Raw genomic sequence first — 11,206 nt, forward strand, 5'->3', positions numbered from 1 at the left:
GCGATGAGCGGGCCGAGGCCCAGCGGAGCGACCGCGAGGACCTCGAGCCGCTCTTCCCGACCGACGTTGCGGAGAATTTCCGCCGCGGCTGGGACGCCGTGCAGATCGGCTTTGTCGACGACCCTCGGCAGGCGGTGCACAAGGCCGATGAACTGGTGCACCAGGTGCTGCGCAGCCTGAGCGAAACCTTCACCTGGGAGCGCAGCCGCCTCGAGGCGCAGGTGACGCAAGCGGACTCGAGCTCGACCGAGGATCTGCGAGTGACCCTGCGACGCTACCGATCCTTCCTGCACCGGCTGCTGTCGCTGTAGCGAGGCTGCGGGAGGGCAAGCGGCTACCCATTCAAAGACCGCTTTCGTGAAATCGGCCTCGTTGATGAAGATCGCCACCTTCAACGTCAACGGCATCAACAGCCGGCTCGACCGCTTGCTCGAATGGCTTGCCGAGTCGCAGCCGGACGTCGCCTGCCTGCAGGAGCTGAAGTCGCCAGACGCCAACGTCCCCGTCGACGCGATCCGCGAGGCCGGCTATGGGGTCGTCACGAACGGGCAGCGTTCCTGGAATGGCGTGGCCATTCTGGCGCGCGGGCGTGAGCCGATCGAAACCGGGCGCGGCGTGCCCGGCCTGGAGGCTGACTCGCAGAGCCGTTACATCGAAGCGGTCGTCGACGGCGTCGTGATCGGCTGCCTCTACTTGCCCAACGGCAACCCGCAGCCGGGACCCAAGTTCGACTACAAGTTGAGTTGGTTCGAAGGTTTCAGCGCGCACGCGAAGAAGCTGTTTGAAAGCGGCCTGCCCGTCGTGCTGGCCGGCGACTACAACGTGGTACCGACCGACGCCGACATCTACAACCCAGCCTCCTGGCGCGACGACGCGCTGCTTCAACCCGCGAGCCGCGACGGCTTCGCACGCCTGTTGAAGCAGGGCTGGATCGACGCGATCCGCGTCTGCCACCCCGACCGCGTGCCCTTCACCTTCTGGACCTATTGGCGCAACCGGTATGCGCGCGACGCGGGCCTGCGCATCGACCATCTGCTGGTCAGCGCCGAACTCGCGCCAATGCTGCGAGCCGCCGGCGTGGACCGCGAAGTGCGCGGACGTCCCGGCGCGAGCGACCATGCTCCGGCCTGGATCGAAGTCGATATTCCGAATGCTTGATGAGGCACGGCGAACGGGAGCCAGCCTGCCAGGCAACGCTCATTCCAGGCGCGAGCCACTGCCTGCCGCATCGAACAGATGCATCGTCCCCGCCTTCGGCCGCAGGTGCAAGGTGTCGCCCGGCATCACGGCCAGGCGCTCGCGAACCAGCGCAATCACCGGCATCTCGCCCAGCCGCAGGCTGAGCTGGGTCTCGGAGCCCAACGGTTCCACCAGCAGCACCTGCGCCGGTATGCCTTCGCCAGCCGCGCAGGGCTCCAGGTGTTCCGGGCGCACGCCGTAGATGGACTCGCGGCCGGCGTGCGCGGCGGCCCCGGGCATGGGCAGCAAAAGGCCGCCGCCCGTGGCAAAGCCTTCGGACGTGCAGTGCCCGGGAATGAAGTTCATGGCCGGCGAGCCGATGAAGCCGGCCACGAACAGGTTGGCCGGCCGGTCGAACAACTCCAGCGGCGCGCCCACCTGCTCGACGCGCCCGGCGTTGAGCACCACGATGCGGTCGGCCATGGTCATGGCCTCGACCTGGTCGTGCGTTACGTAGACGGTGGTGGTCTTGAGCTTCTGGTGCAAGGCCTTGATCTCGCCGCGCATCACGATGCGCAGCTTGGCGTCCAGGTTGGACAGCGGCTCGTCGAACAGGAAGACCTGCGGGTCGCGCACGATGGCGCGGCCCATGGCCACGCGCTGGCGCTGGCCGCCCGAGAGCTGGCGCGGATAGCGTTCGAGCAGCGACGCCAAGCCCAGGACGCCGGCCGCCCAGCGCACCCGCTGCGCAATCTCGGCCTTGGGCCGGCCGCGGTGTTCCAGCGAGAAGCCCATGTTGGCCGCCACGGTCATGTGCGGATAGAGGGCGTAGTTCTGAAACACCATCGCGATGTCGCGGTCCTTCGGGTCCAGTTCGGTCACGTCGCGCGTGCCGATGCGGATGCGCCCCTGCGTGACCGACTCCAGGCCCGCGATCATGCGCAGCAGCGTGGACTTTCCGCAGCCCGAGGGGCCCACCAGCGCGACGAACTCCCCATCGCGGATCGACAGGTCGATGCCGTGGATTATCGCGGTGGTGCCGTAGTGCTTCTGGAGCTGGGCGAGCTGGACTTCTGCCATGAATGCGATTGGTGTTTGACAACGATCACTTGAGCCCGGTGTGGGCCAGGCCTTCGACGAACTGCTTTTGCGCCAGCACGAACACGATGAGCACCGGCAGCGCGGTGAGCGTGGCCGCCGCCAGCTGGATGTTCCACATCGGTCCGCCATAGGCGTCGGTGTACTGAGTCAGTGCCTGCGGCAGCGTGAACATACTGGGCGTGGACAGGAACACGATCGGCTCCAGGTACAGGTTCCAGCTGTGCAGGAAGGTGAAGATGGCCACCGACGCCAGCGCAGGCCGAGCCAGCGGCAGCGCGATGGTGCGAAAGATCTTGAAGCGCCCGAGTCCATCCACCCGCGCCGCCTCTTCCAGCTCCAGCGGCAGCGTGATGAAGAACTGGCGCATCACGAAGGTGGCAAACACACTGGGCGCGCCGAACACCGGGATCAGCAGGAGCGGCCAGTGCGTGTTCACCAGCCCCAGCTTCAGGAAAAGCTGGAACAGCGGCACGATGGTGACTTCCGAAGGAATCAACAGGCCGGTGAGCACCACGACGAAGAGCGCATTCGCACCCGGAAAGCGGATGCGCGCGAAGGCGTAGCCGGCCATCGACGAGACGACGAGCGTTCCGGCGGTAACCAGGGCAGCGATGTAGGCCGAGTTCCAGTACTGCTGCGCAAAGGGCTGGATGCTGAACACCTGGCGGTAGCTGCTCCAGTCCGGGTGGGCGGGAAAGAGCTGGGGCGGGAACACGAAGATCTCGCTGATCTGTTTGAGCGAGGATGTCACCATCCACCACGTGGGAAACACGAAGGGGATGAGCAGCACGCACATCAGCCCGTAGAGCGCCACCTTCACGCGCGGCGAGAGTTCACTGTTCATGAAAGACGAACTTCCTGCGCAGCTGCCACTGCGCCAGGGTCAGCAGCGCCACGATGGCGAACAGCAGCACCGCCAGCGTCGAGCCGTAGTCGAAGCGGTGGAACTGGAAGGTCTGCTGGTACAGGTAGTACACCAGGACGGTGGTCGACACACCCGGCCCTCCCTGCGTGAGCACCGCGATCTGCGCAAACACCTGCAGCGAGCCGACGATGGTGATGATGGAGGTGAGCAGCACGGTCGGGCTGATCAGTGGCAAGGTGATGCGCCGGAACTGCCGCCACGCCGGCGCACCATCGATGCGCGCGGCCTCGTACAGCTCGCGCGGCACGGCCTGCAGCGCGGCCAGGAACAGGACCATGTTCAGGCCCACGTTCTTGAACACCTGCACCACGATCACCGACACCATCGCGGTGCCGGGCGAGCGCAGCCAGTTGGGCCCCTCGATGCCCACCAGCGCCAGCATCCCGTTGATGCCGCCGTTGTGCTGCAGCAGGAAGCCCCAGACGATGGTCCAGGCCACCAGCGACACCACCACCGGCGAGAAGAACAGCGTACGCAGGAGCGTGATGCCGGCCAGCTTCTGGTTGAGCAGCACGGCCAGAAGCAGCGCCAGACTGAGGTTGAACACCACCAGTCCGGCGCAGAACAGGACAGTGGCACCCAGCACGCTCGGCAGCGTCGGGTCCTGCAGCAGCTGCTGGTAGTTCTGCGCGCCGGTGTAGCTGAAGGTGTTGGCCAGCACGTTCCACTCGTGCAGCGAATACCAGAACACCAGCGCCAGCGGCAGCAACACGAACAGCGCGATGCCGGCCAACTGCGGCGCGGCGAAAAGGTAGCCGGCCGCGCTGTCGCGCCGAGCCATCGTCCAGAACGAACGCGGCGCGTGCTGCGGCTCGGTCATCGCTCGATGCATCGCCGGCTGCGCTTTCGCCTATTGCGCCAGCAGCGGGCCGATCTGGCCGCACACCGACTGCATCGCCGCCTGGATGTTCGCCTGCGGCTGCCAGACCGCGTCCATGCCCGAGCGCACCATCTGCTGCAGCCGCGCGAAGCCGGTGTGGCCCGGCATCAGCTTGCCGCTCGAGATGCCCGAGACCACCACCGCGTCCAGTTGGGCCGGCGACAGCAGCGCATTGGTCTTGCCCAGCGTCTGCGCGTTGAGTTGCGACTTGCGCGCCGAGGGGAAGAACTGCGCGAGCTTGGCCGAGTTCTCCGGGTTTGTCATGTAAGCCACGAAGCGCGTGGCGGCGGGCGCGTTCTTGCTCGCCTTGAGCACGCCGACACCGGCCTGCCCCACCAACGCGTACTCGCCCACCGGTCCCTTGGGTAGGGGCACCAGGTCCCAGGCGAAGGGCTTGTCCTTGGGCAGCAGCGAGGCGCGGCTGATCTGCGTGATGGTCATGGCCGCATCGCCGGCGAAGAAGTCCACGTTCTGGCCCGGGCCGGGCATGGCCTTCTTGTTGAACACCGCGTCGTGCACGAAGGTCAAGGCATCCACCATGGGCTTGTCGGCCAGGGTGCAGCGCTTGCCGTCGGCGCTCCAGGGTGTGGCGCCCCAGCCGTAGGTGACCGACGACAGGAACTGCCAGGCCTGGTAGTTGAAGTCGCGCACCACCAACCCGCCCTTGCCGGGCTGCGACTGCGCCACCGCCTGGGCGGTAGCGATGGCATTGGGCCAGGTCCATTGGCCGGCGGCGATCAGCTCGGCCGGCGTCTTGGCCCCTGCCTTCTTGATCAAGTCGTTGTTGACGAACACGCCGAAGGGCGAGGTCGAGAAGGGATAGGCGTAGAGCTGGCCGTCCCGGCTCCAGCGCTCGGTGGCGCTGGCGGGCACCTCGCCCAGGTTGTAGCCGGCCGTGCCATCGAGCGCCGCCGTGAGCGGCACCAGCGCGCCCGAATTGACGAAGTCGTAGGCCGCGGTCTCGAAGATCCAGGCCATGTCCGGCGGATTGCCACCGGCGATCTGCGTGGTCAGCGCGGTGGTGTAGTTCTCGAAGGGGAGCGGCTCGAAGCGCACATTGACGTTCGGGTTGTCCTTCTTGAAGCCTTCCGCGATGTCGTTGAAGAGCTTCAGGTGCGCCTCGTTGGCGCTCCAGATGGTCATGCGCAGGTTGACCTCCTGCGCCATCGCGGCGCCGGCCAGGGACAGCGCCAGCGCTCCGGCGAGGGCAGCCAGCAGCGAACGTTTGCGGATGGGATGGGCCATGTGTGTCTCCTCGGTTCTGGTGAATGTCGGGGTCGATGAAATTCAGTAGGCCCGCACGTCGGGCCAGTGCAACTGCACGCCTGCCTGCTCGAGCCGCGCCTGGAACGCGGCCAGCTGTGCGTCCGACGCCCGCACCTGGTGTGGCGTCGCGCCGGTGTTCAGGCAGTGCGCTGCCAGCATGCCGGCTACCTCGCCCACGTTCCATTCCACCGGATGCAGGCGGTAGCAGCCGTTGGTGATGTGGGTCGTGGCGATGTTCTTTCCACCGGCCAGCAGGTTGGTCATGCGCCGCGGCAGCAGCGCACCCAGCGGAATTTCGAAGGGGCAGGAGGGCACGTCGATGTAGTTGTCGCCGCCGGTGGACGGGTGCAGGTCGATGCGGTACATGCCCACGCCCACGCTGTCGCGGTACTTCACCGCGCCCTGCTCGCCGCGCACGGCATGCGACAGGTGCTGCTCGACGATGCGCGTCACGCCCAGGATGCGCCGGCTCTCGCGGATGTAGGGCGCCATCGCCAGGCCATGCTCGGTGCCCGTGATGTCGCCGCGCAGGCGCAGGCCGCGAAAGCCGGTGCCGCCGTCCGCGCGCGGCGCCTCGGTCTGTAGCCAGTAGAACATCGCGTACGACAGCTCGGCCGCGGCCTGCAGGTGGCGCTGCTTTTCGGCCTCGGGCAGGTCGATGATCGAGGCTTCCATGTAGTCGATCATCGGCCAGTTGACCAAGCAGATGTCCGAGGCGTAGGCGCCCGGCACGAAGTTGCGGCGCGCCGCGATGCGCCGGAAGGTCCACAGGTTGTGGTCGCCGCCGCCCTTGCGCTGGTCAGCGTCCACCCGCAGCGGGTCGTCGTCCGGGTTGGGCGTGAAAGTGCGCTCGACGATCTCCAGCGTGCGCGGAAGCGGCGCCTTGAAGCCCAGCAACGGCCCGCCCCAGAAGCCGGGCTGGACGGTGCGCCATCGGTCGTAGTTCTTCGGCTTGTCGATGGTCTGGTCGCCTTTGACATGGTCGATGGCGAAGCAGATCGACACCGCCTGCACGTTGTCCGGCTGAGCCGTGGCCGGCGCGCTCGGCTCGCCCGTGTCGGCCTGGCTTTCGAAGCCCTTGGCGTACTCGGTCCCGGTGAGCGGAAGCAGGTCGCCCAGCTCGGTAGCGTCGATCACGTAGGCGGCCGCCACCGTCACCTCGCGCCCGCTGTCGCGGTGGCGCAGGGTGACGGCGCGCACCGTGTCGCCCTGCGTGTCCGCCGCCACCGGGCGGTACGGCTGAAGCACCGTCAGCAGGCCGGCGCCGCGGTAAGGCGCGAGCATGGCCTCAAGCACGGCCAGCCCCACGCGCGGCTCGGCGCAGACGCGGCTAACCCAGCCGGCACCGGGGTTCAGCTCCGGCCAGGCACGGCTGGCCTCGGTCAACGGATAGTGGTCGCGGTAGTACTGGCGGATGCCGTTGCGCAGCTGCCGGTAGCGCCGGGTGATGCCGAACTGCTCGACCCACGTGTGCTCGTCTGGCGGCACGGCCTGGCTGGTGAGCTGACCGCCGATCCAGTCGTACTCCTCGCTCATCACCACGTGGCGCCCCGCCTCCAGCGCGCCGAGCGCGGCGGCGACGCCGCCCAGGCCACCGCCCACGATGAGGATGTCGGTCTTCAGTTCTTGCATGCTGTGTCAGTCTTCCTGCTTGTTCGTTGGAATCAGCGCGGCGCCGGCCCCAGGGTGTCGCCGGCGATCGGCTCGCAGGGCAGCAGCGCCTGCTGCACCGGCTCGCCCGCGCCGCCTTCGATGCGCCGCACCAGCATCGCGGTGGCCTGGCGGCCCATCTCCTCGCGCGGGATGCGATAGGACGCGAAGCGCGTGCGGCTGCTCTCGGCGCGCATGTGCGAGCCCAGCGCCATCACCGACAGGTGCTGCGGCAGGCGCAAGTCGCGCGCGTGGGCCGCCGCCTCCAGTCGCATCGCATCGGCCAGCTCGACGCAGAACACGGCGGTGGCGCCGCTTTGCAGCACCGCGTCCACCAATGCGGCATCGGTGCCCGCGGTGTCGGTCATGTGCAACGCGATACGCAGGTCGGTGCCGAGCGCGGCATGGAAGCCACGCCAGCGGTCGGCCGTGGATTCGGCGGTATCGGTGGGGCCGAGGTAGGCCAAGCGCGTGTGGCCGAGGGCGCGCGCCTGCTGCACCAGCTGCCCGGTGGCGGTGGCGTAGTCGGCGCCGACGAAGGGCACGGGCGCGCCCGCGTCCTCGCGCCGGCCGATAGCCACGAAGGGATAGTCGCCCGCCACCAGCCGCTGCAGTTCGTCGCGGTCGAAGGCGCGGCCCAGCACGATGCAGCCGTCGGCGATGCGCAGCCGGCTCTCCTCGGCAAAGATCTTTCGCTGCGCGCCCTGGCCGGCGCCGGTGAGCAGCAGCAGGTCGTAGCCGCACGCCTGCGCTTCTTCCTCGATGCCGAAAAGGAAGGGCAGGAAGAAGTCGGCCTGCGCACTCGGGAAGGCCGGCTCGTAGGTGAACACGCCGAGGATCCGGTTCGAGCCCTTGGCCATGCGCCGGGCGATCGGGTCGGGCACGTAGCCGGTCTCGCGGATGAGCTTTTGCACCCGCTCGCGGGTTTCCTGCGGAATGCGCGCCAGCGCGTTCTTGGCGCCGTTGAGCACCAGCGACACGGTCGCCTGACTCACGCCGGCGAGCTTGGCGATGTCGAGCTGGGTGACGCGACGGTGGGAGGCCATGAATTGCGAATGGTGTTGATTATGCGTATTAGCAGATTGCTAATGCGCATTATCTTGAGATTTTTCGACAATTCAAGGGCCGAATGGGGAGGGATTTCCCGTGGCGCGGCCCCGCGGGCTCGTCGATGTCGTTCCCCGCCCCCGCTTGCACACCGGCAAACCCGCCGACTCAGCCGTTCGCCTCCTCCGGTCGCGCCTATGAGAGAAAAGTCACGCTTTCCGCGTCGCCACGGAAGTTTCCGCGTATTGACCTTTCGTTGTACATTTAGTTATAAATGGTTACATGACCACCCCATTTCGGGCTCTCTGCGAGGGAACCGATCCCATGAGCAAGTAACAGTTGCCTCGCAAGCCCAGATCCCGGTCACCCGAAACGAGCAGGCGCTCACTCCAACATTAAGGAAATCAATGCCTACCATCACCGGATCCAACGACAACGACATCATCGGCGGCACGGGCGGCAATGACGTCATCAACAGCGGCAATGGCAACGATGTCGTCAATGGGGGCGCCGGAAGCGATTCCTTGAATGGCGGCGCAGGGAACGACGTTCTGAATGGCGGAAGTGGCAGCGACCAACTGAATGGCGGTTCCGGCGCCGACACCCTCGTCTACAACGTCACGGAAAACAGCGCCGCGGGTACCAAGGACGTCTACACGGGCGGATCGGGCATCGATACGCTTGAACTTCAGCTCACCGGAGCGCAGTGGCTGGAGTCCGCCATCCAGACACAGATTACCGCCTATATGGCCCATCTCGCCGCCGTGACGAACGCAAGGACAGGGGAGGTTTCCAACGGTTCGGCGAGCGATTTCGTATTTACCTTTGGGTCGTCCACGCTGACGGTCCAAATGACTGAGACTTTGAGAATTCTTGTTGACGGCGTCGAACGCAGTCCGACCCATGCCGGCGCCAATGTTGTGCCGGTGATCGCTGGCGCGGCCAGCGGTGCGGTGCAAGAAGACGTGGCGGTGGTCGCTGGCAACATCGCGACCAGCGGTGCGCTGACGATTGCCGATGTCGATGCGGGCCAGTCCAGCTTCGCGGCCCAGGCGGGCACCGCCGGCAACAATGGCTTCGGCAGCTTCACGCTGGCGGCCGATGGCAGCTGGAGCTACACCGCCAGCAACAGCCAGGCGGCGATCCAGCAACTGGGCGCAGGCCAGTCGCTCACCGACAGCTTCACCGCGGTGTCGCTCGACGGCACGGCCAACCAGTTGGTGACCGTGACCATCACCGGCACCAACGATGTGCCGGTGATCGCTGGCGCGGCCAGCGGTGCGGTGCAAGAAGACGTGGCGGTGGTCGCTGGCAACATCGCGACCAGCGGTGCGCTGACGATTGCCGATGTCGATGCGGGCCAGTCCAGCTTCGCGGCCCAGGCGGGAACCGCCGGCAGCAATGGCTACGGCAGCTTCACGCTGGCGGCCGATGGCAGCTGGAGCTACACCGCCAGCAACAGCCAGGCGGCGATCCAGCAACTGGGCGCAGGCCAGTCGCTCACCGACAGCTTCACCGCGGTGTCGCTCGACGGCACGGCCAACCAGTTGGTGACCGTGACCATCACCGGCACCAACGATGCACCCGTCCTGAGTGCTGCCCCAACGCCGGTCCTGGGATCGGTCAACGAGGATGCCGGCGCACCGGCCGGGGCTGTCGGGACGCTAGTGTCGAACCTCGTGAATATGAACCCGCCGGCCGGCGGCCTCGACAACGTGACTGATGCGGACAGCGGCGCCTTCACCGGCATCGCTCTGACCGGCGTGAATGAGACCCACGGAAGCTGGTGGTACTCAACCAATGGCGGCGCAAGCTGGGCGACGGTGGGTGCGGTGTCGGACGCATCCGCGCTGCTGCTGGCTGCGGACGCGAACACGCGTGTCTACTTCCAGGGCAGCTCGAACTTCAACGGGACGGTCAGCGAAGGCATCACCTTCCGCGCCTGGGATCAGACGAGCGGCACGGCGGGCACCACTGTGAGTACCGTGATGCATGGAGGCAGCTCCGCGTTCTCGAACGCGACCGACACGGCGAGCATCACCGTCAGCGCCGTGAACGACGACCCGGTCGCGGTGGCCGACAGGATCATCGTGTCAGACAGCACACTCGTCACGCTCTCCGTGAACTCACTGCTCGGCAACGATACCGACATCGACGGCCTTGCCTTGTCGATCACTAGCGTCGGCAGCGCGGTCGGAATTTCCGGCCTGACCCTGGACGCTGCCAACGGCACGATCAGCTTCACCAGCGGCAGCACAGCGGGAGCCACGGCCGGCAGCTTCCAGTACACCGTGTCGGACGGCGCCGGGGGCACCTCGACCGCAACGGCGACGATAGACATCAGAGCCTTGTCCAGCGGCAACGGCGCCGATACCATCAACCTCAGCTCGACCGGCACCTATCAAGCCTCCTTCATCGATGGCCGCGGCGGCGCCGACAACCTGACGGGCGGTGCGGCCGGCGACGTCTTCGTCGGAGGGAGCGGCAACGGGGCCGACACGCTGATCGGCTCTGGCGGCAATGACCTCCTGATTGGCGGCGACGGCAACGACACGCTGACGGGCGGCGCCGGCAACGACGTCCTGCGAGGCGGCATCGGCAACAACGACTCGATGGACGGCGGCGACGGCACCGAGGATCTGCTCGACTTCTCGGACGGGACCGTGGCGGCCAACTTCACGCTGGTCCAAAGTGCGGCACTGACCAGCATTGCCGACGATACCGCCGGGCTCGGCAAGAATGACAGGTATCAGAACATCGAAGGCGTGATCGGCACGGGTTTGGCAGACACCCTCATCGGCAGCACATCCAACGACATCATCCGCGGCGGCGCCAGCAACGACACGCTGGACGGCGCAGGCGGCACCGCAGACCTGCTCGACTTCTCGGACGGTACGGCCGGGATCACGTTCATGCTGACGCAAGGCAGCAGCGCGACGATCTTCAATGCCAGTGCTGCAGGCCTTGGCATCGACAACTACAAGAACTTCGAGGGCGTCATCGGCACGGCATTCGCCGACACGATCACGGGCTCGACGTCGAACGACCAGTTGCGCGGCGGCGGTGGCAACGATGAGATCAACGGACTCGCCGGCGCCGATCGCATCGTCGGCGGGGCAGGCGCCGACACGCTGACCGGCGGCGCCGGCAACGACACC

At 66.9% G+C, this 11,206-nt stretch carries 9 protein-coding genes; 3 read left to right on the top strand and 6 right to left on the bottom strand.

Features of this window, described 5'->3' with window-relative positions; translation table 11 throughout:
- A partial coding sequence (locus AC1DY5_RS26135; protein WP_478116097.1) for a hypothetical protein occupies positions 1-311 on the top strand: 311 nt, incomplete at its 5' end.
- 64 nt (positions 312-375) lie between these two features.
- Positions 376-1,158, top strand: coding sequence for an exodeoxyribonuclease III (locus AC1DY5_RS26140; protein WP_478116111.1), 783 nt, complete (start codon positions 376-378; stop codon positions 1,156-1,158).
- Positions 1,159-1,197: 39 nt separating this feature from the next.
- Here AC1DY5_RS26140 and AC1DY5_RS26145 read toward each other — a convergent pair whose 3' ends face one another.
- Genes AC1DY5_RS26145 through AC1DY5_RS26170 form a run of 6 tightly spaced genes read right to left on the bottom strand, consistent with a single transcriptional unit; the run spans position 1,198 to position 8,047 of the window.
- Positions 1,198-2,259 carry an ABC transporter ATP-binding protein gene (locus AC1DY5_RS26145; protein ID WP_478116099.1) on the bottom strand — a complete coding sequence of 354 codons (1,062 nt, stop codon included), beginning with the start codon at positions 2,257-2,259 and terminating at the stop codon, positions 1,198-1,200.
- Between the two features lie 25 nt (positions 2,260-2,284).
- Positions 2,285-3,124: a carbohydrate ABC transporter permease gene (locus AC1DY5_RS26150; protein ID WP_478116101.1), complete on the bottom strand. Its 840-nt coding sequence runs from the start codon at positions 3,122-3,124 to the stop codon at positions 2,285-2,287.
- The gene (locus tag AC1DY5_RS26155; protein ID WP_478116102.1) at positions 3,114-4,025 is read right to left on the bottom strand and encodes a carbohydrate ABC transporter permease; all 912 of its coding nucleotides are present in this window, start codon (positions 4,023-4,025) and stop codon (positions 3,114-3,116) included. Before AC1DY5_RS26155 ends, AC1DY5_RS26150 begins: the two co-directional genes overlap by 11 nt.
- Before the next feature lie 30 nt (positions 4,026-4,055).
- A complete protein-coding gene (locus AC1DY5_RS26160; protein ID WP_478116104.1) occupies positions 4,056-5,330 on the bottom strand; it encodes an ABC transporter substrate-binding protein in 1,275 nt (424 codons plus the stop codon).
- A gap of 42 nt (positions 5,331-5,372) precedes the next feature.
- Positions 5,373-6,983 (bottom strand): FAD-dependent oxidoreductase, encoded by a 1,611-nt coding sequence (locus AC1DY5_RS26165; RefSeq protein ID WP_478116105.1) that lies wholly within the window; start codon positions 6,981-6,983, stop codon positions 5,373-5,375.
- A 32-nt stretch (positions 6,984-7,015) separates the two neighbouring features.
- Entirely contained in the window at positions 7,016-8,047 is a 1,032-nt protein-coding gene (locus AC1DY5_RS26170) for a LacI family DNA-binding transcriptional regulator (RefSeq protein WP_478116107.1), read from the bottom strand.
- A 246-nt stretch (positions 8,048-8,293) separates the two neighbouring features.
- Between AC1DY5_RS26170 and AC1DY5_RS26175 the strand changes: the two genes are divergently transcribed.
- A partial coding sequence (locus tag AC1DY5_RS26175) for a VCBS domain-containing protein (RefSeq protein ID WP_478116109.1) occupies positions 8,294-11,206 on the top strand: 2,913 nt, incomplete at its 3' end.

It is taken from the genome of Variovorax sp. P4_D9, from assembly GCF_056401695.1.